This is a genomic window from Phenylobacterium sp. LjRoot225, from assembly GCF_964252855.1.
GTDB lineage: Bacteria > Pseudomonadota > Alphaproteobacteria > Caulobacterales > Caulobacteraceae > Phenylobacterium.
In genome coordinates, this window is record NZ_CAXUPL020000001.1 from 1,067,510 (window position 1) to 1,091,810 (window position 24,301).

At 68.0% G+C, this 24,301-nt stretch carries 25 protein-coding genes and 3 tRNA genes; 6 read left to right on the forward strand and 22 right to left on the reverse strand.

Features of this window, described 5'->3' with window-relative positions; all coding sequences use genetic code 11:
- Window positions 1–2: 2 nt before the first annotated feature.
- Genes nuoF through ACSQ2B_RS05230 form a run of 8 tightly spaced genes read right to left on the reverse strand, consistent with a single transcriptional unit; the run spans window position 3 to window position 5,547 of the window.
- Complete coding sequence (nuoF, locus tag ACSQ2B_RS05195; protein WP_436047946.1) at window positions 3–1,316, reverse strand: NADH-quinone oxidoreductase subunit NuoF; 1,314 nt, start codon at window positions 1,314–1,316, stop codon at window positions 3–5.
- Entirely contained in the window at window positions 1,316–1,993 is a 678-nt protein-coding gene (gene nuoE, locus ACSQ2B_RS05200) for an NADH-quinone oxidoreductase subunit NuoE (protein WP_436047948.1), read from the reverse strand. Before nuoE ends, nuoF begins: the two co-directional genes overlap by 1 nt.
- Before the next feature lie 7 nt (window positions 1,994–2,000).
- Window positions 2,001–2,351, reverse strand: coding sequence for a nuclear transport factor 2 family protein (locus tag ACSQ2B_RS05205; RefSeq protein ID WP_436047950.1), 351 nt, complete (start codon window positions 2,349–2,351; stop codon window positions 2,001–2,003).
- Window positions 2,348–3,580, reverse strand: a complete 1,233-nt coding sequence (locus ACSQ2B_RS05210; RefSeq protein WP_436047952.1) for an NADH-quinone oxidoreductase subunit D — start codon at window positions 3,578–3,580, stop codon at window positions 2,348–2,350. The genes ACSQ2B_RS05205 and ACSQ2B_RS05210 overlap by 4 nt, the downstream gene beginning before the upstream one ends.
- Complete coding sequence (locus ACSQ2B_RS05215) at window positions 3,577–3,981, reverse strand: hypothetical protein (RefSeq protein ID WP_436047954.1); 405 nt, start codon at window positions 3,979–3,981, stop codon at window positions 3,577–3,579. Before ACSQ2B_RS05215 ends, ACSQ2B_RS05210 begins: the two co-directional genes overlap by 4 nt.
- Entirely contained in the window at window positions 3,981–4,622 is a 642-nt protein-coding gene (locus ACSQ2B_RS05220) for an NADH-quinone oxidoreductase subunit C (protein ID WP_436047955.1), read from the reverse strand. Before ACSQ2B_RS05220 ends, ACSQ2B_RS05215 begins: the two co-directional genes overlap by 1 nt.
- Complete coding sequence (locus ACSQ2B_RS05225) at window positions 4,619–5,200, reverse strand: NuoB/complex I 20 kDa subunit family protein (protein ID WP_436047957.1); 582 nt, start codon at window positions 5,198–5,200, stop codon at window positions 4,619–4,621. The genes ACSQ2B_RS05220 and ACSQ2B_RS05225 overlap by 4 nt, the downstream gene beginning before the upstream one ends.
- Window positions 5,170–5,547: an NADH-quinone oxidoreductase subunit A gene (locus tag ACSQ2B_RS05230; RefSeq protein WP_436047958.1), complete on the reverse strand. Its 378-nt coding sequence runs from the start codon at window positions 5,545–5,547 to the stop codon at window positions 5,170–5,172. Before ACSQ2B_RS05230 ends, ACSQ2B_RS05225 begins: the two co-directional genes overlap by 31 nt.
- A 413-nt stretch (window positions 5,548–5,960) precedes the next feature.
- Here ACSQ2B_RS05230 and ACSQ2B_RS05235 point away from each other — a divergent pair.
- Window positions 5,961–6,037 (forward strand) — tRNA-Asp (locus ACSQ2B_RS05235).
- Between the two features lie 59 nt (window positions 6,038–6,096).
- On the opposite strand, the gene ACSQ2B_RS05240 is transcribed toward ACSQ2B_RS05235, so the two are convergent.
- From ACSQ2B_RS05240 to ACSQ2B_RS05250, 3 genes are all read right to left on the reverse strand, one after another.
- Window positions 6,097–6,918 carry an MliC family protein gene (locus ACSQ2B_RS05240; protein ID WP_436047959.1) on the reverse strand — a complete coding sequence of 274 codons (822 nt, stop codon included), beginning with the start codon at window positions 6,916–6,918 and terminating at the stop codon, window positions 6,097–6,099.
- A 64-nt stretch (window positions 6,919–6,982) separates the two neighbouring features.
- Complete coding sequence (locus tag ACSQ2B_RS05245; protein WP_436047960.1) at window positions 6,983–7,873, reverse strand: SDR family oxidoreductase; 891 nt, start codon at window positions 7,871–7,873, stop codon at window positions 6,983–6,985.
- Window positions 7,874–7,948: 75 nt separating this feature from the next.
- Window positions 7,949–9,541: a phytoene desaturase family protein gene (locus tag ACSQ2B_RS05250; protein WP_436047962.1), complete on the reverse strand. Its 1,593-nt coding sequence runs from the start codon at window positions 9,539–9,541 to the stop codon at window positions 7,949–7,951.
- A 182-nt stretch (window positions 9,542–9,723) separates the two neighbouring features.
- Between ACSQ2B_RS05250 and ACSQ2B_RS05255 the strand changes: the two genes are divergently transcribed.
- Complete coding sequence (locus ACSQ2B_RS05255) at window positions 9,724–9,972, forward strand: hypothetical protein (protein ID WP_436047963.1); 249 nt, start codon at window positions 9,724–9,726, stop codon at window positions 9,970–9,972.
- Window positions 9,973–10,011: 39 nt separating this feature from the next.
- On the opposite strand, the gene ACSQ2B_RS05260 is transcribed toward ACSQ2B_RS05255, so the two are convergent.
- The 5 genes from ACSQ2B_RS05260 to clpX all read right to left on the reverse strand — a co-directional run bounded on the left by ACSQ2B_RS05260 (window position 10,012) and on the right by clpX (window position 15,564).
- Window positions 10,012–10,088 (reverse strand) — tRNA-Val (locus ACSQ2B_RS05260).
- 118 nt (window positions 10,089–10,206) lie between these two features.
- Window positions 10,207–10,782, reverse strand: coding sequence for a TMEM165/GDT1 family protein (locus tag ACSQ2B_RS05265; protein ID WP_436047964.1), 576 nt, complete (start codon window positions 10,780–10,782; stop codon window positions 10,207–10,209).
- A gap of 303 nt (window positions 10,783–11,085) precedes the next feature.
- Window positions 11,086–11,361, reverse strand: a complete 276-nt coding sequence (locus ACSQ2B_RS05270) for an HU family DNA-binding protein (RefSeq protein ID WP_436047966.1) — start codon at window positions 11,359–11,361, stop codon at window positions 11,086–11,088.
- 164 nt (window positions 11,362–11,525) lie between these two features.
- Window positions 11,526–13,922 carry an endopeptidase La gene (gene lon / locus ACSQ2B_RS05275; protein WP_436047968.1) on the reverse strand — a complete coding sequence of 799 codons (2,397 nt, stop codon included), beginning with the start codon at window positions 13,920–13,922 and terminating at the stop codon, window positions 11,526–11,528.
- A gap of 379 nt (window positions 13,923–14,301) precedes the next feature.
- Complete coding sequence (clpX, locus tag ACSQ2B_RS05280; protein WP_436047969.1) at window positions 14,302–15,564, reverse strand: ATP-dependent Clp protease ATP-binding subunit ClpX; 1,263 nt, start codon at window positions 15,562–15,564, stop codon at window positions 14,302–14,304.
- 273 nt (window positions 15,565–15,837) lie between these two features.
- Here clpX and ACSQ2B_RS05285 point away from each other — a divergent pair, with 273 nt between their 5' ends.
- Window positions 15,838–16,452, forward strand: coding sequence for an HAD-IB family hydrolase (locus ACSQ2B_RS05285; RefSeq protein WP_436047971.1), 615 nt, complete (start codon window positions 15,838–15,840; stop codon window positions 16,450–16,452).
- Here the strand turns inward: ACSQ2B_RS05285 and ACSQ2B_RS05290 are convergent.
- Together ACSQ2B_RS05290 and ACSQ2B_RS05295 are read right to left on the reverse strand one after the other, a co-directional pair.
- Window positions 16,449–16,619, reverse strand: coding sequence for a hypothetical protein (locus tag ACSQ2B_RS05290; RefSeq protein ID WP_436047972.1), 171 nt, complete (start codon window positions 16,617–16,619; stop codon window positions 16,449–16,451). The two genes, ACSQ2B_RS05285 and ACSQ2B_RS05290, sit on opposite strands and share 4 nt — an antisense overlap.
- Window positions 16,620–16,699: 80 nt before the next feature.
- Window positions 16,700–16,894, reverse strand: a complete 195-nt coding sequence (locus tag ACSQ2B_RS05295; RefSeq protein ID WP_436047974.1) for a hypothetical protein — start codon at window positions 16,892–16,894, stop codon at window positions 16,700–16,702.
- Between the two features lie 482 nt (window positions 16,895–17,376).
- Between ACSQ2B_RS05295 and ACSQ2B_RS05300 the strand changes: the two genes are divergently transcribed.
- Window positions 17,377–17,452, forward strand: a tRNA-Asn gene (locus ACSQ2B_RS05300).
- 105 nt (window positions 17,453–17,557) lie between these two features.
- On the opposite strand, the gene ACSQ2B_RS05305 is transcribed toward ACSQ2B_RS05300, so the two are convergent.
- The 4 genes from ACSQ2B_RS05305 to ACSQ2B_RS05320 form a co-directional block, all read right to left on the reverse strand.
- The gene (locus ACSQ2B_RS05305; RefSeq protein ID WP_436047976.1) at window positions 17,558–17,875 is read right to left on the reverse strand and encodes a carboxymuconolactone decarboxylase family protein; all 318 of its coding nucleotides are present in this window, start codon (window positions 17,873–17,875) and stop codon (window positions 17,558–17,560) included.
- Between the two features lie 37 nt (window positions 17,876–17,912).
- Window positions 17,913–18,341 carry a MerR family transcriptional regulator gene (locus ACSQ2B_RS05310; protein WP_436047978.1) on the reverse strand — a complete coding sequence of 143 codons (429 nt, stop codon included), beginning with the start codon at window positions 18,339–18,341 and terminating at the stop codon, window positions 17,913–17,915.
- Window positions 18,342–18,430: 89 nt separating this feature from the next.
- A complete protein-coding gene (locus ACSQ2B_RS05315; protein ID WP_436047980.1) occupies window positions 18,431–19,288 on the reverse strand; it encodes an aldo/keto reductase in 858 nt (285 codons plus the stop codon).
- A gap of 25 nt (window positions 19,289–19,313) precedes the next feature.
- Window positions 19,314–19,754, reverse strand: a complete 441-nt coding sequence (locus tag ACSQ2B_RS05320; RefSeq protein WP_436047981.1) for a VOC family protein — start codon at window positions 19,752–19,754, stop codon at window positions 19,314–19,316.
- A gap of 224 nt (window positions 19,755–19,978) precedes the next feature.
- Here ACSQ2B_RS05320 and ACSQ2B_RS05325 point away from each other — a divergent pair, with 224 nt between their 5' ends.
- Window positions 19,979–21,046, forward strand: coding sequence for an efflux RND transporter periplasmic adaptor subunit (locus ACSQ2B_RS05325; protein WP_436047983.1), 1,068 nt, complete (start codon window positions 19,979–19,981; stop codon window positions 21,044–21,046).
- Window positions 21,047–21,050: 4 nt separating this feature from the next.
- Complete coding sequence (locus ACSQ2B_RS05330) at window positions 21,051–24,266, forward strand: efflux RND transporter permease subunit (protein ID WP_436047985.1); 3,216 nt, start codon at window positions 21,051–21,053, stop codon at window positions 24,264–24,266.
- The last annotated feature ends 35 nt before the right edge of the window (window positions 24,267–24,301 follow it).

The following is a 24,301-nucleotide window of genomic DNA, read 5'->3' on the forward strand; positions in this document are numbered from 1 at the left end:
GGTTACTCCGCCGCGACCTTGGCGCCGGCGTAGACGCCCGGGCGCGCGCGATATTGGGTGATGCGGTCTTCCACCTCGTGGCGGAAGTGGCGGAACAGGCCCTGGATCGGCCAGGCCGCCGCGTCGCCGAGGCCGCAGATGGTGTGGCCTTCGACCTGGGAGGCCACGTCGAGCAGGAGGTCGATCTCCGACATCTCCGCCTCGCCGGTGACCATCCGCTCCATCACCCGCCACATCCAGCCGGTGCCTTCGCGGCACGGGGTGCACTGGCCGCAGCTCTCGTGCTTGTAGAAGTAGGAGGCCCGGGCGATCGCCTTCACCAGGTCGGCGTCCTTGTCCATGACGATCATGGTGCCGGTGCCGAGGCCGGAGCCGCGCGCCTGCAGGTCCTCGTAGGTCATGACCGCCTCTTCGCACTCGGCGGCGGGGATCATGCGCACGGAGATGCCGCCGGGGATGACGGCCTTGAGGTTGCTCCAGCCGCCGCGCACGCCGCCGAAGTGGTCTTCGATCAGCTGCTTGACGGAGATGCCGACGGCCTCTTCGACGACGCAGGGCTTGTTCACATGGCCAGACGCCGCGAACAGCTTGGTCCCCGTCGACTTCTCGGTGCCGAAGCCGGCGAACCAGCCCGCGCCGCGGCGCAGGATCGTGCCGACGACCGAGATCGATTCGACGTTGTTGATGGTGGTGGGCGCGCCCCAGATGCCGGCGCCGGCCGGGAACGGCGGCTTGAGCCGAGGTTGGCCCTTCTTGCCTTCCAGGCTCTCCATCAGCGCGGTCTCGTCGCCGCAGATGTAGGCCCCGCCGCCGTGGTGGACGCGGATGTCGCAATCCCAGCCGTGGACGTTGCCCGGGCCGACCAGCTTGGCCTCATAGGCCTGTTTGATCGCCGCCTGCAGCCGCTCACGCTCGTGCACGTACTCACCGCGCACGTAGATGTAGGCGGTATGGGCGCGGATCGCCCGGCAGGCGATCAGGCAGCCTTCGATCAGCAGGTGCGGGTCGTTGCGCAGGATCTCGCGGTCCTTGCAGGCGCCCGGTTCGGACTCGTCGGCGTTGACGACGAGGTAGTGCGGCCGCTCGCTCTCCTGCTTGGGCATGAAGGTCCACTTCAGCCCGGTGGAGAACCCCGCACCGCCCCGGCCGCGCAGGCCGGAAGCCTTGACCTGGTCGCAGATCCATTCCGGCGTCTGGGCGATGATGTCCTTCGTGCCGTTCCACGCGCCACGCTTCTTCGCGCCCTCCAGGCCCCAGTCGTGGACGCCATAGAGGTTGGTGAAGATGCGGTCCTGATCCTGCAGGATCCCGACCATCACGCCTTCTCCTTTTGCGGCGGATTGGGCGCCGGGAGGTTGGGAATCTTGATCTTCTTGGCGCGCGAGCCGTCGTAGAGCGACGGATCGGTCAGCGTCAGCGGACCACCTTCTGGCGCCGCGCACTGCCGGCCGATGGCCGAGCCCGGCTTGGGCTTCTTGCCGGCGGCGAAGTCGTCGAGGATCTTCCCGAAGCTCTCCGCCGTCAGGTCCTCGTAGTAGTAGTCGTTGATGGCCGCCATGGGCGCGCTCGAGCAGGCGCCCAGGCACTCCACTTCCTGCCAGTAGAACTTGCCGTCCGCCGAGCGGTGGTCGTGCGGGCCGATCTTCGACTTGCAGACCTTGATGAGGTCGCCCGCGCCGCGGAGCATGCAGGGCGTCGTTCCACAGACTTGAACGAGCGCGACGTCGCCGACCGGCTCCAGCATGAACATGGTGTAGAAGGTGGCGTTCTCCAGCACCCGGATGACCGGCATGCCGAGCGTCTCGGCGACCACGCGGATCGCCGGCTCGGAGACCCAGCCCTCCTGCTTCTGGACCAGCCACAACAGCGGGATCACCGCCGACTGCTGCTTGCCGGGCGGATAGTTGGCGATCCAGCTCTTCACCTGCTTCAGCGTCTCGGCGCTGAAGGCGAAGCTTTCCGGCTGGTTCGGCGAAAGGCGTCGGACGCTCAACTCGGCCTCACTTCACGAAGTCGACGCGGGCGACCTTGCCGTCCGCGATGGTGTAGATGGCGATCACCTCGAAGGTCTCGCCGCCGGGGCTGCGGATGACCTTCTCGTGGTCGATCACGGTCGAGCCCACGGCGATGCGGTTCAGCAGCTCGGCCTTGTTCTCCGGGAATTTCGCGAACACGCCCGCGTAGTTCTTCCGGTAGGTCTCGATGTCCGAGGTGTGCGGCGGCCGGTTCAGGTCGCCGACCTGGATGTCGTCGGCGAAGTAGGCGCAGTAGGCGTCCAGATCCTGAGCGTTGTAGGCTTCGAGCTGCGCCTGGATCAGGTCGACGTTGGAAAGCTTGCCGGCAGCGGTCAACGGTCGATCTCCCCGAACACGATATCGAGCGAACCGAGGATGGCGGAGACGTCAGCCAGCATGTGGCCGCGGTTCATCCAGTCCATCGCCTGCAGGTGCGGATAGCCCGGCGCGCGGATCTTGCAGCGGTACGGCTTATTGGTGCCGTCGCTGACCAGATAGACGCCGAACTCGCCCTTGGGCGCCTCGACGGCGGCGTAGATCTCGCCGGCCGGCGTGCGGTAGCCCTCGGTATAGAGCTTGAAGTGGTGGATGAGCGCCTCCATCGAGCGCTTCATCTCGCCCCGCCTGGGCGGGGAGACCTTGTGATCGTCGGACAGCACCAGGCCAGGCGTCTTCTGCAGGCGCAGGCAGGCTTCCTTCATGATCTTGGTCGATTGCCGCATCTCTTCCATCCGGCAGAGGTAGCGGTCGTAGCAGTCGCCGTTCAGGCCCAGCGGCACGTCGAATTCGAAGTCCGAGTAGCACTCGTACGGCTGGCTGCGGCGCAGGTCCCAGGGGACGCCCGAGCCGCGCACCATCACGCCGGAGAAGCCCCAGGCCAGGGCCTCGTCCTTGGTCACCACGCCGATGTCGACGTTGCGCTGCTTGAAGATGCGGTTGTCGGTGATCAGACCCTCGATGTCGTCGAGGATCTTCGGAAATTGGTCGCACCAGTCGGAGATGTCCTGCACCAGTTCCGGCGGCAGGTCCTGGCGCACGCCGCCGACGCGGAAGTAGTTGGCGTGCAGGCGCGCGCCCGAGGCGCGCTCGTAGAAGACCATCAGCTTCTCGCGCTGCTCGAAGCCCCACAGCGGCGGGGTCAGCGCGCCCACGTCCATCGCCTGGGTGGTGACGTTCAGCAGGTGGCTGAGGATCCGGCCCATCTCGGAATAGAGCACCCGGATCAGCTGGCCGCGGATCGGGGCCTCGATGCCGATCATCCGCTCGATGGCGAGCACGAAGGCGTGCTCCTGGTTCATCGGCGCGACGTAGTCCAGCCGGTCGAAATAGGGGATGCACTGGGCGTAGGGCCGCGCTTCCATCAACTTCTCGGTGCCGCGGTGCAGGAGGCCGATGTGCGGGTCGACCCGCTCGACCACCTCGCCGTCCAGCTCCAGGACCAGGCGCAGCACGCCGTGGGCCGCCGGGTGCTGCGGGCCGAAGTTGATGTTGAACCTGCGGATCTTGGTCTCGCCGCCTTCGACGCTTTCGTCGAGCGGAACGGCAGGCGTGGTTGCGCCGGTCATGCCTTGATCTCCTGGCGGGCGCGCAACGCCAGCCACGTCATGCCAAGAAGCGCCGCCAGCGCGCCCGCGCCGGCGGCGATGAGCGCGGCCTGGGTCAGCCCGCCGGCGCCGACGGCGCGACCCAGCGGCAGGCCGATGGCCACCGAGGGCGCGATCCAGACGAGCGAGAAGCGCTTGCCTTCGCGCTTGGCGAACTCGACCCGCGCCACCGAGGCGAAGCCTGCGGCCATGGCCAGCACCGCCAGCAGCACGGCAAAGCCCATCACCCGCAGCTGGCCGGCGCCCAGGGTGGCGCCCTCGCCTTCGCTGGTCAGCTTGCTGGCCAGGCCGATGAAGAACATCACGCCCGAGTTGAAGGCGAGATAGCCGGGCAGCTGCCGCAGCCGTTCGGCAGGGGCCATCACTTGGCCCCCTTGGCGGCGTCCGGCGTGGCCTTCTCGTCGCCCGGCAGCAGCGGACCGAAGCCCCGCTCCACGCCTTCCCAGGGCGACTGGAAGTCCCAGTTGCGCCACTCCACTGACTTCACCGGCTCGTAGACGACGCGCTTGAGCTCGTCGTCGTAGCGGACCTCCACATGGCCCGTCATCGGGAAGTCCTTGCGGAGTGGGTGGCCGTGGAAGCCGTAATCGGTGAGGATCCGGCGCAGGTCCGGGTGGCCGTCGAAGAAGACGCCGTACATGTCGAACGCCTCGCGCTCGTACCAGTCGGCGTTCGGATAGACCGGCGTGATCGAGGGCACGGCGGTGTCCTCGTCGACCTGGATCTTCACCCGGATCCGCAGGTTCCGGGTCATCGACAGCAGGTGGTAGACCACGTCGAAGCGCCGCTCGCGCTCCGGATAGTCCGCCCCGCAGAGGTCGATCAGCTGCTGGAAGCCCTCGGCGTCGCGCAACAGGCGCATGGCCCCGACGATCTGCGGCAGCTGGGCGGTGACCGAGAGGTCGCCGAACGCCACCTCATAGGCGGTGAAGACGCCGGCGCTGTTGGCGACCAGGGTCTGGCCGAACTGCTCCAGCTCGGCGTGGGGGGTCGGCCAGCTCATCGCACGATGGTCCCGGTGCGGCGGATCTTCTTCTGCAGCTGCAGGATCCCGTAGACCAGCGACTCGGCGGTCGGCGGGCAGCCCGGGACATAGATGTCCACCGGCAGCACGCGGTCGCAGCCGCGGACGGTCGAATAGCTGAAGTAGTAGTAGCCGCCGCCGTTGGCGCAGCTGCCCATGGAGATGACGTAACGCGGCTCCGGCATCTGGTCGTAGACCTTGCGTAGCGCCGGGGCCATCTTGTTCACTAGGGTGCCGGCGACGATCATCACGTCCGACTGCCGCGGACTGGCGCGCGGGGCGAAGCCGAAGCGCTCGACGTCATAGCGCGGCATGGCCGCCTGAATCATCTCCACCGCGCAACATGCGAGGCCGAAGGTCATCCACATCAGCGAGCCGGTGCGCGCCCAGGTGATCAGGTCGTCGGCCGCGGCGGTGACGAAGCCCTTGTCCGCCAGCTGCTGAGAGACGCCGTCGAAATAGGGGTCGTGCTTCTTGGGGTCGTAACCTTCGACCGTGGTCCGGCCGCCAGCGCCCGCAGGAACGATCACTCCCATTCCAGGGCTCCCTTTTTCCATTCGTAGATGAAACCGACGGTGAGCACGCCCAGGAAGGACATCATCGACCAGAAGGCGAAGTGGGACACGGCCGGCGGCAGCTTCATCAGGGTCACCGCCCAGGGAAACAGGAAGGCCACTTCAAGGTCGAAAATGATGAAGAGAATCGACACCAGGTAGAACCTGACGTCGAACTTCATGCGGGCGTCGTCGAAGGCGTTGAAGCCGCACTCGTAGGAGGAGAGCTTCTCAGGGTCCGGCGCCTTCGGTGCGAGCACCGCCGCGGCCAGGATGAAGGCGATACCCAGCGCCGCCGCGATCCCGAGAAAGATCACGATGGGCAGGTACTGCAGAAGGAAGGCGTTCATGGAGTCCTCGGAGGGAGTCGCGGGCCCTTCTAGACCAGCGCTCTCGCCGATTCAAACAGCGCTTTGATCCTGACGCCGGCCATGGCCGCCGGCGCCGGCTCGATGCCATTTTTGCGGCGCAAGATCGCCTGTGAGCTGCAGCGGCCTAGTCGCCAGTGTCGTTCAACGGGCGGGCTTCGGCGGCCGCGCCCATCAAGGTGATGAACTCGGTGCGGAGGTGCAAGGGGTCGGAGCCGCGGGCGCCTTCAGCGAGGCGGTCGATCGACGGACGCGCACCGGCCGGGTGATCTCGTAGAGCGCGGCGCGAACGCGCACTATCCACAGACTCCGCGGCTCCGACGCACTCAGGCGTTGACACGATTCCGGGGGGGACGTATCAGGCGCCCCTCGCACGGCCCCACGGGGCCTCGCAAGCGGGTGTAGCTCAGTTGGTTAGAGCGCCGGCCTGTCACGCCGGAGGTCGCGGGTTCGAGTCCCGTCACTCGCGCCATCTCGTCGAGATGGCCGGAGCGCCCAGCGCTCGCCCCCTTTGGCACGCCGAACCCGTCCTTACCCCTTCAGCTCGATCCGGTGGATCCGCCAGCGCCGCTGGTCCGGCGTCGATCCCGGCACGTCGTTGACGCGCCGCAGCGTGACCTTGCCCGACTGATGCAGTTCACCGCCGGAGGTCCGCCGGCCGTAGATCACCACCGGGACCTCGACGTAGAGCGAGCCGGCCGCCCCCTCGATCGCCCCGGGCGCGCCGACCTGGGCGTGGTAGTCCGCGTAGCGGTCGAACTGATGGGCGAAGGCCGCAGCATTCGCCGCGCGGTCCGGGGAGCCCTCGGACCAGAGCCGCCACGCCTCCGCACGCCGGCCGGCCTCCAGCAGGGCGTAGTAGCTCTGGACGACCTGCGCTGCGCCCTGGGCGCTGGTCGGCGCGATCGTTCCTTCGGCCAGCGGCGTCCGGTCGTCGGCCAGGCCGCCGGGCGCGCCTGGCGACGGCGGCTGAACGGGAACCTCGGGACCGGTCCGACAGACGACTCCAGCCTCGCTGGCCACCGTCTCGCCGTCCTTGAGCCGCGAGAGCCGCGCCTCGTCCATCCCCTTGGTCCACCACTGCAGGCCGAAGCCCACATAGCGGACGCCGCTCGCCGCCGCCTGGGCCTTCAGGGTGTAGGCGTGGCCGTCGACGTCGACCACGGCGGTGTCACGGTCCGGATAGCCGGCCTGCACGCTGCGGCCGTCGTCGCAGCGATAGGTGCGCACGCCGGGATCGGGGTTCACCGGCGCGGCGACCGCGGGCGCCTTCGGCGGCGCGGCGGAGGCGGGGTCTCCGGGGCGCTCGCACGCCCCCAGGAGGAGCAACAGGACGAGACCGGCTCGGCGCATGATTTCGTCTTTGCCCCTGGTTGTCGTGCTCGCGGGCCATCCAGCCCGCTCGGCGGATCAACCCTCAGCCGGCCGGCGCGGTTTCGACGTGAGGGAAGACCGGCTTGAACATCCGCGGCGCCCAGCCAAAGTCCCGCGCAGCGGGAGCCCCATCGAAGGTCAGGTCCTGGTTCATCCGTTCGCCCATGGCCGCCGTCGCGCCCGGCAGGCGGTCTCCGGCCAGCCGGAACCCCAGCCGCCAGAGCGGCAGCGGCGCGCAGAGGATCCGCGGCGTACGATCCATCCCGAAGAAGATCCGCTCCACCATCTGCTTGTAGGTCAGGGTCTCCCCGCCCGGCAGGTCGTAGGCGCGGCCGGCCGCCAGCGGCGAGGCGGCGGCGGCCGTCGCCGCCCAGGCGAGATCCTCGGCATGGACCGGCTGGCGAAGCCCCCGCCCCTTGCCGGCCAGCGGCAGCACGCCGAAGCGCTCGGCCATCCGGGCGAGCCGGCTGACATTGCCGTCCAGGCCTTCGGAATAGATCAGGGTCGGGCGCAGCAGGGTCCAGGCGACGTCGTTCGCCTCGCAGAAGCGGCGCACCGCCGCCTCGGCCTCGGCGAGTTGGGCCGCCACGCGCCGCTCGTCCCTATCGGAGGACGAGGCCTTCACCGAGACGCTGGTGGAGGAGAAAGCCACCAGCCGCTTCACCCCCGCCGCCTTCAGCGCCGGCAGGGCCGCCGTCAGCGTCCAGATCGGGCAAAGCCCGAACACCATCTCGGCATAGGGAAAGGCGATCGTCTCCGGGGCGGTCAGGTCGCCCCGGATCCAGCGCACGCCGCCAGGACCTTCGCCCTGGTCGCGCCGGCTGACCGCGGCGGTCACCGAGCGCATGTCCGCGAGCCTCGGCAACAGATAGCGCCCGATCAGGCTGGTCGCGCCCAGCACCAGGACCGGCTCAGGGACGCGGTGGAGACTCATCTATGTTCAGCTCATCCTTGCCTGCGCGCGCCGATCTATAACCCAGGGCCGCGCTCCACAACTGTACGGCTGCTCTCATACCCTGCGCCGGCGGGCGTCGCGCAGCACCTCGCGGGCGGCGTTGTGGCCAGGCGCGCCGGTGACCCCGCCGCCCGGATGCGTGCCCGCGCCGCACTGGTAGAGCCCCCGGATCGGCGTGCGGTAGTCGCCGGCGCCCAGCACCGGCCGCGCCGAAAACAGCTGATCGAGCGACAGGCGGCCGTGGAAGATGTCGCCCGCCACCAGGCCGAAGGTGCGCTCCAGGTCGAGCGGCGACAGCAGCTGGCGGCCGATCACCGAGGCGGCGAAGCCCGGCGCATGGCGGTCGACCGTGGCGATCATCAGGTCGGCCACCTCGTCACGATGGTCGTCCCAGGCGCGGCCGTCCGGCAGCGTCGGCGCCACGTGCTGGCAGAACAGGCTCGCCACGTGCCGGCCGGGCGGGGCCAGGCTATCGTCGAGGGTCGACGGGATCATCATCTCCACGATGGGCTCGCGCGACCACCCATGAGCCCGCGCGTCCATATAGGCCCGCTCCATATAGGCGAGGCTCGGGGCGATGATGATGCCGGCCGTCAGATGGTCGCCCGGCGCCGGCAGGCAGGTGAAGCGCGGGAGCTCGGACAGAGCCACATTCATCCGGAAGGTCCCGGAGCCCGAGCGGTAGCGGCGGATGCGCTCAGCGAAGTCGGCCGGTTGTACGGCGGGATCGACCAGATTCCCGAACAGCCGCTGCGGGTGGAGGTTCGAGACCACCATCCGCGCCGGCAGGCGCTCGCCGCCCTCGGTGACCACTGCGGTGGCCCGCCCCTTTTCAGTGATGACTTCGACGACGCCGCAGCCGGTGCGGATCTCCACCCCGCGCTCGCGGCAGCAGGCGGCCATCGCCTGGGTGATCGCCCCCATGCCGCCGATCGCATGACCCCAGGCGCCCTTCTTGCCGTTCACCTCGCCGAAGACGTGGTGCAGCAGCACATAGGCCGAGCCCGGCGTATAGGGGCTGGCGTAGTTGCCCACCACGCCGTCGAAGCCGTACGCCGCCTTGATCGGGTCGCTCTCGAACCAGCCGTCGAGCCAGTCGCCGGCTGACTGGGAGAACAGGGCCAGCAGGTCGCGTTTGGCGGTGAGGTCCAGCTTCCCGAGCCGGCGGCCAACGCTGACGCTCTTCAGGAGCTCGGGGATGACCTCGGCCTGGCCGCCCTCCGAGAGGTTCGGCGGCGTCTGCAGCACGAGGTCGCGCAGCAGCGCGGCGATCGCCTCCAGGCGCCGCCCGTAGGCGTCCAGCCGCTCGGCGTCCGCCGCTGAGAAACGGGCCACCTCGGCCTTCGTCCGCCCCTCGCCTACCGCGAGATAGTCTCCGTCCAGGGGCAGGAAGTTGGACATCCGCCGTTCCACGATCTTCAGGCCATGGCGCGCAAGCTGCAGGTCGCTGATGACCTTCGGATTGAGCAGGCTCACCGTGTAGCTGGCCACCGAGTTGCGAAAGCCTGGGTGAAACGCCTCGGTCACCGCCGCCCCACCAACGACCTCGCGCCGCTCCAGGACGGTCACCTTGAGGCCGGCGGCGGCCAGATAGGCGGCGCAGGTCAGGCCGTTGTGGCCGGCGCCAATGACGATGACCTCGGTCACGTGACGGGTGCGCCGAACATCAGCCTTTGATCCGCGCCGATCGCGCCCATGGCAGCTCCCGCAAGAGGCCGACTTTCGCCGGAGGAGATCGTCTTGGCAACGAGGCGGCCGCACCTCCCGAGGCCGCGGGTTGTTCGCGATAGAGATAGCCAGCGGCCGCCTGGCATGCCCTATGCCGAGGCATGGCCATCGAGACCGTCTACATCCTCCAGACCTACGTCCAGGGGCGCGGGAAATCGCTGAAGGCGGAGCAGCAGGTCGGCTGCAAGACGGCCGAGGAAGCCCGGCGCAAGGCCGAGCGGCTCGCCCCGCTCCGCCTGGGCGTCGTCGCCTTCGCCGCGACCGCCGACGTCGAGATGGGCGACTACGACGAGAACCCGGTGATCCTGTTCAAGGCGGGGCAGCTGCCGCCGCCCTGGAACGAAGACTAGCGCCTGCGGGCGCATCGCGACGCCCCTCGAGGAGAGGCATGGTGGGCGGCGACGGGTTCGAACCGCCGACCCCCTGGGTGTAAACCAGGTGCTCTGACCAGCTGAGCTAGCCGCCCGCGCGAGCCTTCTAACCGAAATCCAGAGACCGGTCAGGCCCGGAAGCGAGCTCTTCTCGACCAATGGCCGGGAGGCAAGCTTTGCCCCTTCCCCGCCCGAGCGCGGCGGCGCTGGGTCCTAGACGACGCCGAAGGCGCTCAACAGCACCCAGACGCCGATCAGGGCGAAGATGCCGGCCGCCACCCTGCGCACGATGTGCAGCGGCACGATGCGGGTGGCCGCCTCGCCCAACAGCACCGCCGGCGCATTGGCCAGCATCATGCCCAGGGTGGTGCCGACGGTGACCAAGACGATCTGGTGGAAGCGCGCGGCCAGGAGCGAGGTGGCGATCTGGGTCTTGTCGCCGATCTCGACGAAGAAGAAGGCCACGAGCGTGGTCAGGAAGACGCCGCCGCGCGAGCGGTTCAGCGCGCCATCGTCCTCCTTGTCGGGGACCAGCGCCCAGGCGGCCATGGCGACGAAGGCGACGCCGACGAGGATCTGGAAGAACCGGCCGCTCAGCCATTGCGCGACCAGATAGCCCAGGGTCGCAGCCAGGGCATGGTTGAGCAGGGTCGCGGCGAGGATGCCCAGGATGATCGGCGCCGGCTTGCGGAACCTGGCGGCCAGCACGATGGCCAGGAGTTGGGTCTTGTCGCCGATCTCCGCGACGGCGACGACGCCGGTGGAGATCAGCAGGGGTTCGAGGATCATGGAACTGCAGTCTTTCCCGGGCCAGGCGAACACACGACGATCCAGTCCCACGCCGGCCCGCCGCCGTGGTCTGCATCGTCGGTCTCACCAATCCGGATGGCCGAGGGCCTAAAGCCCCTGGATCCGTCGCCGCGCCATGCCCGCCGAAGCGGGCAAGTCTGTTGACGCGGGCTTCGCTCTCTTGCGAACGGCTACTCCCCGAGATGAGCGCTGATTAGCCGGCGCTCATCCCCCGCACAATGAAAAAGGGCGCAATGAAAAAGCGGCCGCGCGCGGCCGCCCTTCTCCCATATCCGGGGCTCTTCAGGCGTTCAGCGCGTTCTTCAGCGCTTCGCCCGCCCGAAAACGGCAGGTGCGCGAGGCCGGACGCGGAACCGTCTCGCCGGTTCGCGGATTGCGCGCGGCGCCCGCGGGGCGGCAGACCGGCGTGAAGCTGCCGAAGCCGACCAGACGCACCTCCCGGCCGGCCTTCAGCGAGTGCGACACCGAGCTGATGAACGCCTCCAGCGCGTCCCTGGCCTGCACCTTATTGAGGCCCGCCCGATCGGCGATCGCCGCGACCAATTCGGATTTGGTCATGCATCTGTCTCCCACCGCCGTGTTGTTGACGCAGGGGGAGCCGTTCGCAGACGCCCCCCACGCCTGCGGGGATTATGTCCCACTTGCGGGACCCGTCAAACGAGAGCGGCGCGGGATCTCTCCCGCGCCGCTCCGCTGTCACACGATGTGATCGGACAGGGTCCCTAGTGGGTGACCACCGTCTCGACGTCGGGATCTTCCGCCGCCACGACCGCCGGCTGGTCGGCTTCAGACCATTCGATCGCCGTCGGCAGATGCGTCAGCGCCTTGGCCAGCACCTCGTCCATGGTGGAGACCGGGATGATCTCCAGGCCTTCCCGCACCTTGGCCGGAATGTCCGCCAGGTCCTTCTCGTTCTCGGCCGGGATCAGCACCGTCTTGACGCCCGAGCGGAGCGCCGCGAGCAGCTTCTCCTTCAGGCCGCCGATGGCGGTGACCCGGCCGCGCAGGGTGACCTCGCCGGTCATGGCGATTTCCTTGCGGATCGGGATCCCGGTCAGGACCGAGACGATGGCGGTGGCCATGGCCGCGCCGGCGGACGGACCGTCCTTGGGCGTCGCGCCGTCCGGCACGTGGATGTGGACGTCGGTCTTCTCGAACTGCGGCGGCTCGAGCCCGAACTTCGTCGCCCGGCTGCGAACGTAGGAGTTCGCCGCCGAGATCGATTCCTTCATCACGTCCTTCAGGTTGCCGGTCACCGTCATGCGGCCCTTGCCCGGCATCTTGACCGCTTCGATGGTCAGGATGTCGCCGCCGAACTCGGTGTAGGCCAGGCCGGTGATGATGCCGACCTGATCCTCCTCGTCTGTCTCCCCGTAGCGGTGCTTCTTGACGCCCGCGTACTTGGCCAGCCGCTCCTCGTCGATGGTGATCGAGAGCACGTTCTCACGCGCGAGGTCGCGCACCGTCTTGCGCGCCAGGTTGCCCAGCTCCCGCTCGAGCGAGCGGACGCCGGCTTCCCGCGTGTAGTAGCGGATCAGGTCGCGGATCGCGCCCTCCGGAACGATGAACTCCTCCGGCTTCAGCCCATGGTCCTTGGTCAGCTTCGGCAGGACGTGACGCTTGGCGATCTCCAGCTTCTCGTCCTCGGTGTAGCCGGGGATGCGGATGATCTCCATGCGGTCCAGCAGCGGCTGGGGCATATTCAGGCTGTTGGCCGTAGTGACGAACATCACCGGCGACAGGTCGTAGTCGACCTCCAGATAGTGGTCGGCGAAGGTCGAGTTCTGCGACGGATCCAGCACCTCGAGCAGGGCCGAGGACGGGTCGCCCCGCCAGTCCGAGCCCATCTTGTCGATCTCATCGAGCAGGAAGAAGGCGTTGGTCGACTTGGCCTTCTTCATCGACTGGATGATCTTGCCGGGCATGGAGCCGATGTAGGTCCGGCGGTGGCCGCGGATCTCGGCCTCGTCGCGCACGCCGCCCAGGGAGACCCGGACGAACTCGCGCGCCGTCGCCTTGGCGATCGACTTGCCGAGCGAGGTCTTGCCGACGCCGGGGGGACCCACCAGGCACAGGATCGGCCCCTTCAGCGAACCCACGCGGCTCTGCACCGCCAGGTACTCCAGGATCCGCTCCTTGACCTTCTCCAGGCCGTAGTGGTCCTCGTTGAGGATGTCCTCGGCCTTCTGCAGGTCGATCGGCTTCTGCTTGGTCTTGCCCCACGGGATCGACAGCAGCCAGTCGAGGTAGTTCCGCACGACGGTGGATTCCGCCGACATCGGGCTCATGTTGCGCAGCTTCTTCAGCTCCGCATCGGCCTTGGTGCGGGCCTCCTTGGAGAGCTTGGTCTTCTTGATGCGCTTCTCGAGCTCGATCAGCTCGTCGCGGGAGTCGTCCTGTTCGCCCAGCTCGCGCTGGATCGCCTTCATCTGCTCGTTCAGGTAGTACTCGCGCTGGGTCTTCTCCATCTGGCGCTTCACGCGGTTACGGATCTTCTTTTCCGTCTGCATGACGCTGATCTCGCCCTCCATCAGGGCGTAGACCTTCTCCAGGCGCTTCACGACGTTGAAGACCTCGAGCAGCTGCTGCTTCTCGGAGATCTTGACCGACAGGTGGCTGGCGATGCGGTCGGCCAGCTCGCCCGGGTTCTCGATCTGCGGGATGGCCGCCAGCGCTTCCGGCGGGACCTTCTTGTTCAGCTTCACATAGTTTTCGAACTGCTCGACGACCGCGCGCGACAGGGCCTCGGCCTCGGGCGAGCCCGAACCGTCTTCCTGCACATAGGCGATCTCGGCCTCGTAATATTCGCTCTGCTCGGTGAAGCGGGTGACGCCGGCGCGGGCGCGGCCCTCGACCAGCACCTTCACCGTGCCGTCCGGCAGCTTCAGGAGCTGCAGGACGGTGGCCACGACGCCGACGTCGTAGATGGCGGCCGGCGCCGGATCGTCGTCGTCCTTGTCCTTCTGCGTGGCCAGGAGGATCTCCTTGCCCTCATTGCGCATCGCTTCTTCCAGCGCGCGCACCGACTTCTCACGCCCCACGAACAGCGGCACCGGCTGGTGCGGAAAGACCACGATGTCCCGCAGGGGGAGGATCGGCAGGATCTTTATCTCTGACATGATGCTTCAACTCCTTGCCGGCCCGCTTGGGCGACGGGCTCGACGGCCGGATCGCGGTCACTCAGACGATGCGCCTGAGTCGGACGACCCGTCCCGCCGGCGGACGGCGGCTGGTTCTGATTAAATGTGGACGGTTTCACGCGGGGTTCAAGCTAAGCAAGACGCTTGCGCGACACTCGGTCTCAGCGTGGTCCATTCTTGACACACACCGTCCGAAGCTACGCAACCGCGCAAGGTTTTACCCCGTTCACGCCAGGTATCTGGGAAGCCGCTTATCATTTGGCAAGCCGCGCAGCCGCAGGTCCGGGGCAGAATCTACCCCCAAGGAAAAGGCCCCGCAGACATGCTGCAGGGCCTCTTTTCGTCGGTCGACGGAGCTCTAGGCCGCGCCGCCCTTGTCGCGGCGCTCGGCGTAGATGAGCAGAGGCTGCGCCCGGCCCTCGACGACCTCGGCGTTGACCACCACTTCCTCGACGCCGTCGTAGGTCGGCAGCTCGTACATCGTTTCGAGCAAGATGGCCTCGAGGATCGAACGCAGGCCGCGCGCGCCGGTCTTGCGCTGGATGGCCTTGCGCGCCACCGCGTTCAGCGCGTCCTCGGTGAAGGTCAGGCCGATGTTCTCCATGTCGAACAGGCGGACGTACTGCTTCACGAAGGCGTTCTTCGGCTCGGTGAGAATTTTCACCAGGGCCTTCTCGTCCAGGTCGTCCAGAGTGGCGATCACCGGCAGACGGCCGATGAACTCCGGGATCAGGCCGAAGCGCAGCAGGTCGTCCGGCTCCACCTGGCGGAAAACCTCGCCGGTGCGCCGCTCGTCCGGGTCCGACACCTTGGCGCCGAAGCCGATCGAGGTGCCCTGGCCGCGCGCGGAGATGATCTTCTCCAGGCCGGCGAAGGCGCCGCCGCAGATGAACAGGATGTTGGTCGTGTCGACCTGCAGGAATTCCTGCTGCGGATGCTTGCGCCCGCCCTGCGGCGGCACGGAGGCGACGGTGCCTTCCATGATCTTCAGCAGCGCCTGCTGGACGCCCTCCCCCGACACGTCGCGGGTGATGGAGGGATTGTCCGACTTACGGCTGATCTTGTCGACTTCGTCGATGTAGACGATGCCGCGCTGGGCCCGCTCGACGTTGTAGTCGGCCGACTGCAGCAGCTTCAGGATGATGTTCTCGACGTCCTCGCCGACGTAGCCGGCTTCGGTCAGGGTCGTCGCGTCGGCCACGGTGAACGGCACGTCGATGATGCGCGCCAGGGTCTGGGCGAGCAGCGTCTTGCCGGTGCCGGTCGGGCCGATCAGCAGAATGTTGGCCTTGCCCAGCTCGACGTCGTTGTTCTTCGTCGCGTGGTTCAGGCGCTTGTAGTGGTTGTGGACGGCGACCGAGAGGACCTTCTTCGCGTGGTCCTGACCGATGACGTAGTCGTCGAGGACCTCACGGATCTCCTTCGGCGTTGGAACGCCGTCCTTGGACTTCACGAACGAGATCTTGTGCTCTTCGCGGATGATATCCATGCACAGCTCGACGCATTCGTCGCAGATGAACACGGTCGGCCCAGCGATGAGCTTGCGGACCTCGTGCTGGCTCTTGCCGCAGAAAGAGCAATAGAGCGTGCTCTTCGAGTCTCCGCTGGCGGCCTTGGTCATGGTCGTTTCTCACTCTCTAGGCGGCCGGGTCGGGCCCGGCGTTCGCCGCCCCTGCGGGCGTCTGCGCCTTCAATGCAGATTATGCGCCGCGGGTTGTCTAAGTCTTGACATTCCCCGATCCGCGACGGGATCACAAGCCTTCGAACGCCGAAGCGACATTTGGCGACACGGCGCCGAAGCTCCAGGCGCCGTCTTCTTACATGGGGACGGGCTGAAATGGGACAAGATAGAGGCCCCTCGGCGCCCCAGAGCGGGACAGTTGGCCGCGTAGCTGTGGATGAACGGCCGATCGCGGCCTTCGATTTCGACGGCACCCTGACGGTTCGCGACAGTTTCACGGCCTTTCTGCAGTGGCGCGCAGGGCCGACCCGCTACGCGCTCGGCATGGCGAGTCTCATTCCCGCCGCGATCCGCTATTTGATCGACAGAGATCGCGGCCGGATCAAGGCGGCGGCCGCCCGGGAATTTCTCGCCGGCCTGCCCCGGCGCGAGCTGGAGGGTCTCGCCGCCGAGTTCGCGGCCCAGCAGGCCCAGGCCCTGTTCCGGCCGGACGCCCTGGCGACCTGGCGCGATTGGGGGGAGCGCGGCGCGCGGCGGGTGATCGTCACCGCCTCGCCCGCCGTGGTGGTGCGGCCGTTCGCCGAGCGGCTGCAGGCCGACGAGCTGATCGGCACCGAAATGGCCTATGACAGCCAAGATCGCGTCAGCGGCGGCTTCGCGACGGCGAATTGCCGCGGGCGGGAAAAGGTCGCCCGCCTGGAAGCCCGCTTCGGTCAGGGACTGCGGCTCGCCGCCGCCTACGGCGACACCGCCGGCGATCGCGAAATGCTGGCCATCGCCGAGACCCAGGGCTTCTGCGTCTTCACCGGACGTCCGGACCGGACCTAGCCGAAGATCGCCGCGATCAGCGCGAGCGCGATCAGGATGGTCACGCCGACGCAGCTCGCGCCCCAGGCGATCAGCTTGATCAGGCCGAGATGCAGCGCCCAGCGCGGCCAGGGGCCATGGACGACGCGGTACTCGGCGTCGGTGATCGGCGGTCGCTCCTGCGGCATGCGGCCAATCTGGGCCCTGCCCCGGCCAGCGGCAAGGGCCAGCCCCGCTCAGGGGCAAGAGCGTGCGCCGCCGCGCCTGTTCAACCCCCTTGCGGGGCCGGGAAATGGAAGCGGCCCAGGAAACGCGTGAGCTCCCACACCTCGCAGCCGTTGCGCACCTGCTCGGCGAGCGCCCGCGCGGCGAGAAGAGCTGCGGCGTCGTCGGCGCATGCGGCGTCCACCGGGGCGTCGATCTGACCCGACGGGGTCAATGGATAGATCCGATAATCGCGCATGCCCAATCCTAACGGGGCGGCGACGGCGCGTCTGGGCGAAACGCTCCGGAACACGCAGATGTCACACGCGCCCGGCCTACGCGAGAAATGCCCCTCGCGAGACCGGGCGCGCGGCCTGGCGGACTACGCGACCAAACATAGGCCATCGGACAGGCGGCCGTTGAAATCGGCCTTTCCGCCTGAACGCCAGCTGAATGGCCCCGGATGGCGCGGTTAGGGTTTTGGCCATCTCGGTAAACCCGGAGTTGGAGGCGACGCACAAGATTAACGATGGATTCACCGACGCGCCGGAGGCTCAAGCTGTCTTCCTTGAAGACACCCACCATCACCACTTTCTTGGCCCGGCGTTCGCGCCGGGCTCTTTTTTTCCATCCCGTCAGCGACCTGCAGGCGGCCCGATCAGATGGCTGGGGAAAGTTAGCCCACAGCCGCTTGCGTGGCCGCGGGTCGTATCGTATAGCCCCGGCCCTCAACGGCTCTGGTCCCCGGTAGCTCAGTTGGTAGAGCAGTCGGCTGTTAACCGACTTGTCGCAGGTTCGAGTCCTGCCCGGGGAGCCATAGAGCGTTGATTGGATTGGGGAGCCGTCCCCAATCTGGGGGCGCCTCCTTAAATTTTGTGGAAGCTGACGCCGCGTCGCGACAGGCCCGCGCGGCGTAATTCCGTCATTCCGCCTGCGCCGGCGCCATGGGGAAGCGGCGGGCGAAGACCTCCTTGGCGGCGAACAGTCCGTTGAGCGCGGCGGGGAAGCCCGCATAGACGGCCATCTGCATGATAACCTCGATGATCTCTTCCCGACTGAGGCCGACATTGAGCCCGGCCTCGATGTGAACCTTCAATTGCGGGCCGGCGTTGGCGAGCGCCGTCAGCGCGGCGATGGTCGCGATCTCGCGGGCCCGCAGATCGAGACCTGGGCGGCAATAGATGTCGCCGAACGGAAACTCGAACACGTAGCGGGCGAAATCCGGCGCGATGTCGGCCAAGGCGGCGACGACATTTTCGCCGGCCTCTCCGTCGATCTCAGCGAGCGCCCGCCGGCCGCGCTCCAGCCGACTTTCGCCGTCGTTCTGGCAAGGCTGCGTCATGATCCTTCGTCCCCTGTTTCGCGCCGGAGTATCCGGCGATCTTGGCGTCGAGGACGAGAAGGCTGGCCGTCAGTTCGGCCGCATGGGCGCGGACGCGCTCGCGATGCTGTTCCAGCAGTTCGCGACGCTCCGCCTGGGTGTCGACGCCGCGCTCCCGCAAGGCTGCGTAGCGCAGCATCTCCCGGATCGGCATGCCGGTCGTCTTCAGACGAGCGAGAAACGCGATCCAGACCAGGATTGACGCGTCGTAGTCACGTTGGCTCGACGGGTCCCGGTCGGCATAGGGAAGCAACCCGATCCGCTCGTAATAGCGGATCGTATGGGCCGACAATCCCGAACGCTTCGCCAGTTCGCCAATCTTCATGAGCCGCCTTCTTCGCCACGACGCCCCCGAGCCTAGGAGTTCGAGCGCGCTCTAAGTCAATGGGCGGAATGCAAGACCCGAGACGCGTTTCAGCTGAAGGTCAGCGGATCGAAGCCGATCCGCCCGGTCGGATCGTCGAGGGCCGCGACGGCGGCCATGTCCTCTGCGTCGAGCCGGAAGTCGAAGACCTCGAAATTTTCGGCGATCCGTTCGGCGTGGACCGACTTGGGAATCACCGCCAGGCCCGAATCGATGTGCCAGCGGATGACCGCCTGGGCCGGGGTCTTGCCGTGGCGCGCAGCGATTCGCGCGATCTCCGGGTGCTTCAGGAGCTGGCCCTGGCCGAGCGGGCTCCAGGATTGGGTGACGATTCCCTGGCCGGCATGGAAGGCCCGAAGGTCGGTCTGCTGGAATTTCGGGTGCAGCTCGATCTGGTTGACCGCGGGGATCGCCCCGGTCTCGCCGATGATCCGCCGAAGGTGCTCGACCATGAAGTTGGAGACCCCGATCGAACCGACCCGCCCCTCCTCCTGCAGCCGCACCATCGCCCGCCAGCTGTCGATGTAGCGGCCCTGGGACGGGACGGGCCAGTGGATCATGTAGAGGTCGAGATAGCCCAGGCCGAGCCGCTCCAGGCTCTTGTCGAAGGCGGCCAGGGTCTCGTCATAGCCGTGGTCGCGGTTCCACAGCTTGGTGATGACGAAGACCGCGTCGCGCGGCGCGCCGGAGGCGCGCACCCCCTCGCCCACGCCGGCCTCGTTGACGTAGGCCGCCGCCGTGTCGATCGTGCGATAGCCGGCTTCAAGGGCGGTGCAAACCACCTCGGCGGTGACGGCCGGCGGCGTCCGCCACACGCCCAGGCCGACCTGCGGCATGGCTCGGCCGTCGTTGAGCGTCACCACGGGCGACGCCAGCTTGGGCGGACTCTGGACGGACGAAGCGGACATGCGGCCTCTCCTTGAAGGACGATGATCACCAAACGCCGATGTTGGGCATTGAGACCCACGGCTCGGCCGGGGCCAGGGCCTCGCCGGCCTGCAGCAACTCCACCGAGATATTGTCCGGCGAGCGGACGAAGGCCATGCGGCCGTCGCGCGGCGGGCGGTTGATCACGACGCCCCCGTCCATCAGCCGTCGGCAGGCGGCATAGATGTCGTCGACCGCATAGGCCAGGTGCCCGAAATTGCGGCCGCCGCCGTAGTCCTCGGGGTCCCAGTTGTAGGTCAGTTCGACGGTGGGCGCCTGCTTCGTCCGCGCCGCCTCCGCGTCCTGCGGCGCGGCCAGGAAGACCAGGGTGAAGCGGCCCTGGGAATGCTCGTGGCGCGCGATCTCCACGAGCCCCAGCTTGCCGCAGTAGAAGTCGAGCGAGGCGTCGAGATCGGCGACGCGGACCATGGTGTGGAGGTATCGCAAGGGGTCTCTCCATTCCTGAGGGACCGGAAAATCAGCGAAAACCCGGCCCGACTGCGGAGATAGCAACCCAAGGCCGCGACGACACCGAGGCGAACGCCACATAACACCGAATTAAGTTGCCCGTCGCGCTGCGGTGGCAAAAATGCGAATCCTGAACCCAAAGTAAGGGAACGAGGACAAGGGAGGACGCTGATCCCGCGAGCCGCGGGCTCGGGGGAAATGTCATGCGTATGAAATCCCGGTACGTTTTCGTCATCGCCGTGGTGGCGGTGGTGATGCTCTATTTCCTCGTACGCACCCTGGTCGGCGGCGCCTCGGCGAGCACGGCGCACGCCCTGCCGACAGGACCGGCGCCGGCGAGCGTCCAGGTCCGGCTGACGCCCGAGGTTCTGCGCCCCCACGACGTGACCTTGCGTGGCCGGACCCAGTCGACCCGCACCGTGGTGGTGCGCTCCGAGACGGCGGGCGTGGTCGCCCAGGCGCCGGTGATGCAGGGCGCGGTCGTCGCCCAGGGGGCCGTGCTCTGCCGCCTGGCGGTCGACGCCCGGCAGGCCAGCCTCGACCAGGCCCGCGCCGCCCTGCGCTCGGCCCAGCTGCAGCACCAGGCCGCCGTGGAGCTCGGCAAGAAGGGCTTTCGGTCGCCGACCCAGGTGCTGGAGAGCCAGGCGTCGCTGGATTCCGCCCAGGCCTCGGTGCGTCAGGCGGAGATCGCCCGCGCCCAGGTGGACATCCGCGCGCCCTTCACCGGCGTCTTCGACCATCGCGACGCCGAAATCGGCACCTATCTGGCGACCGGCGACCCGTGCGGGACAATGATCGAGCTCGACCCCCTGCTGGTGGTCGGCGACCTGCCGGAGACCGAGGCATCGAAGATCAAGGTGGGAGCCGCGGCCAGCGCGAGGCTGGTGTCGGGCGAGGTGATCCAGGGCCGGGTGCGCTACATCTCCCGCGACGCCGACCCGCAGACCCGCACCTATCACCTGGAGATCGCCGCGGCCAATCCGCGGATGGACATCCGCTCCGGTCTCTCCGCCGAAGTGCGGATCGGCGCGGGCGTCGGCCCGGCCCACCTGACCCCGGTCTCGGCCCTGGTGCTGGACGCCGCCGGCCGCCAGGGGGTGCGCTACGTCCTGGCCGACGGCCGGGTGGCCTTCGCCCCGGTCCAGGTGGTTGAGCAGACCGCGGACGGCGCCTGGGTGAGCGGCCTGCACGGTCCAGTCCAGCTGATCACCGTCGGCCAGTCCTACGTCAGCGAAGGCCAGAAGGTCCTGATCGGCCGGACCGGCGGCTGAGCGGATGATCGACGCCCTCATCGACGGCGCCATCCGCCGGCGCAAGGTGGTCCTGGGAGTGGCGCTGATCGCCACCATCTTCGGCTTCTTCGCCTATCTGGCCATGCCGCGCGAAGCCGACCCCGAGGTCGCCTTTCCCTTCGTCTCGGTCGTGGTCCCCTTCCCCGGCGTCAGCCCGGAGGACGCCGAGCGCCTGCTGGTCAAGCCGCTCGAGCTGCAGCTGCAGAACCTCGAAGGCCTCAAGGAGATGAACGCGGTCGCCCGCGAGAACGTGGCGATCGTCAACCTGGAGTTCGTCCCCGAGTTCAACCGCGACAAGGCGCTGGCGGACGTCCGCGCCAAGGTCGACCTGGCCCGGGCCCGCTTCCCGCCCGACGCCGAGCAACCGATCATCGAGGAGGCCGACACCTCGCTCAATCCGGTGATCGGCATCGTCCTGCACGGACCGGCCCCCGAGCGCGAACTGTTCCGCATCAGCCGCGACCTCAAGGAACGCCTGGAGACCCTGCCCGGGGTGCTGGGCGCAGAGGTCAACGGCGCCCGCGACGAGATGATGGAGGTGACGGTCGATCCGATCCGGATGGAGGCCTACAACGTCACCGTCGGCGACCTGCAGAGCGTCATCGCGCGCAACAACCAGCTGGTCCCGGCCGGCGCCCTGCAGTCCGGCGGCGCACGTTTCGCCGTCAAGGTGCCGGGGGTGATCGGCGAGCCCGCCGACATCCTGTCGCTCCCGGTGAAGAAGAACGGCGACCGGCTGATCACGATCGGCGACGTCGGCGAGGTGCGGCGCGCCTTCAAGGAGGCGGGCTCGATCACGCGCTTCAACGGCGAGCCCGCCTTCACCATCGAGGTGCAAAAGCGCAGCGGCGCCAACGTGATCGAGACCAACCGCCAGGTGCGGGCGATGGTGAAGGCCGAGCAGGCGCGTTGGCCGAACACCATCAAGGTCGACTACACCTTCGACGATTCCGAATTCATCGGCCGCACCCTGATCGTGCTGGAGTCCGGCCTGATCACCGCCACCCTGCTGGTGATGCTGATCGTCGTCGCCAGCCTGGGCGTCCGCCAGGGGCTGATCGTCGGCGCCGCCATCCCCGTCTGCTTCATGATCGCCTTCCTGATGCTGCAGGCCAAGGGCGTGACCCTGAACCAGATGGTGATGTTCGGCCTGATCCTGGCGGTGGGCATCCTGGTCGACGGCGGCATCGTCGTCGTCGAATTCGCCGATCGGAAGATGGCCGAAGGCGCCCCCAAGGCCGAGGCCTTCGCCATGGCCGGCAAGCGGATGTTCTGGCCGGTGGTCAACGGCACCCTGACGACGCTCTGCGCCTTCCTGCCCTTTCTGTTCTGGAACTCGATCGTCGGCAAGTTCATGAGCTTCGTGCCGCTGACCCTGTTCTTCGTGCTGGGCACCTCGATCTTCGTGGCGCTGGTCTTCACGCCGGCGATCGGATCGGTGTTCGGGCGCGCCGCGGCGATCGACGCCGAACAGCTGGCCGAGATCGAGAAGTCCGAGCACGGCGATCCGCGCAGCATGAGCGGCTTCATGGGCCGCTACGCCCGCACCCTGTCCCATCTGGCGAAACGGCCGTTCGCCTGCCTGGGCGCGGCCTTGGTGGTGACGGTCGCCATCTTCATCTGGTTCGCCAAGACTCCGCACGCCACCGAATTCATTCTGCGCAGCGATCCGGACCAGGTCGCCGTCTATGTGAAGGCTCGCGGCAATCTCACGCCGCAGTCCGACGACCTCTTGGTCGCCATGGTCGAGCGGCGCCTGCGGGCGATCACCGGCGTCGAGGCGATCTATGTCCGCTCGGGGCCGATGAGCCCGGGCGGCTTCAACGGCGCGCCGAACGACACCATCGGCAGGATCCAGGTCGAGTTCGTCGACTATGAGGCGCGCCGGGCGCTCGGCGTCACCGGCGAGGACATCGTCGGCGTGATCCGCAAGCGGGTCGAAAGCCTGCCGGGGCTGCAGGCCGAGGTGCGCAAGCCCCAGGCCGGGCCGCCAGTCGGCAAGGACATCCAGATCGAGCTGCGCGGGCGCGACCCCGCCGTCCTCGACGCCGCCGCCTCGAGGATCAAGGCCAGGCTCGCTGCCGATCCGCAACTGCGAGACGTCGAGGACAACCGCACCTCGCCGGGCATCGAGTTGAACCTGACCGTCGACCGCGAGGCCGCCGGCCGCTACGGCGTCGACGTGCTGAGCGTCGGCCAGGCGATCCAATTCGTCACCGAAGGCGTGCTGGCCGGCCGATTCCGGCCCGACGATTCCGACGACGAGCTCGACATCCGCGTCCGGTTCCCGGCGAGCGCCCGCAACGTCGCGGCCTTCGACGAGCTGAAGATCCCGACCGCCGCGGGCCCGGTGCCCGCCAGCTACTTCATCACGCGCACCCCCGCCCCCCAGGTCACCTCCATCCAGCGCCGCGACAGCGCCCGGGTGGTCATCCTGCAGGCCAACGCTGCGCCCGGCGTCGCCGCCAACCAGAAGATCGCCGAGCTGAAGCCCTGGATGCAGAAGGCCGGCATCGACCCGTCGGTGCGCGTGCATTTCCGCGGCGCCGACGAGGAGGGCCAGAAGGCGATGGGCTTCTTCGCCATCGCCATGCTGGTCTCGCTGTTCCTGATGGGGCTGATCCTGCTGTGGCAGTTCAACAGCTTCTACGGGGTGCTGGTGACGCTCTCGGCGGTCTTGCTCTCGACCGTCGGCGTGCTGCTGGGCGTGCAGGTAAACCTGGCCCACACCTTCGACTATGTCTCGGTGCTGTTCCTCGGCACCGGCGTGGTCGCCCTCGCCGGCGTGGTCGTCGGCCACAACATCGTGCTGGTCGACACCTTCTACCAGCTGCGCCGCCAGGGCCATGCGGCCGACGAGGCGGCGGTGCGCGCCGCCGCCCAGCGGTTCCGGCCAGTGATGCTGACGACGCTGGTCACCATCGCCGGTCTCTTGCCGCTGATGTTCCAGATCCACCCCAACTTCCGCGGCGGCCACTTCGAGTACAAGGCGCCCGGCTCCGAATGGTGGGTGCAACTCTCCGGCGCGGTGGTCTGGGGACTGAGCTTCTCCACCGTGCTGACCCTGGTCCTGACCCCGGTCATGCTGGCCGCGCCGAAGGTGGTGGCGGAGCGGACCGGCGCGCTTTGGCGCAAGCTGCGCCGCCGCCCGGCGCCCGTGGAGACCGTGGCGCAGGATCTTCCGCGCGCGGCGGAATAGGCTCGACCGCCTTTCGACCGCCGGCCTAACCTGCC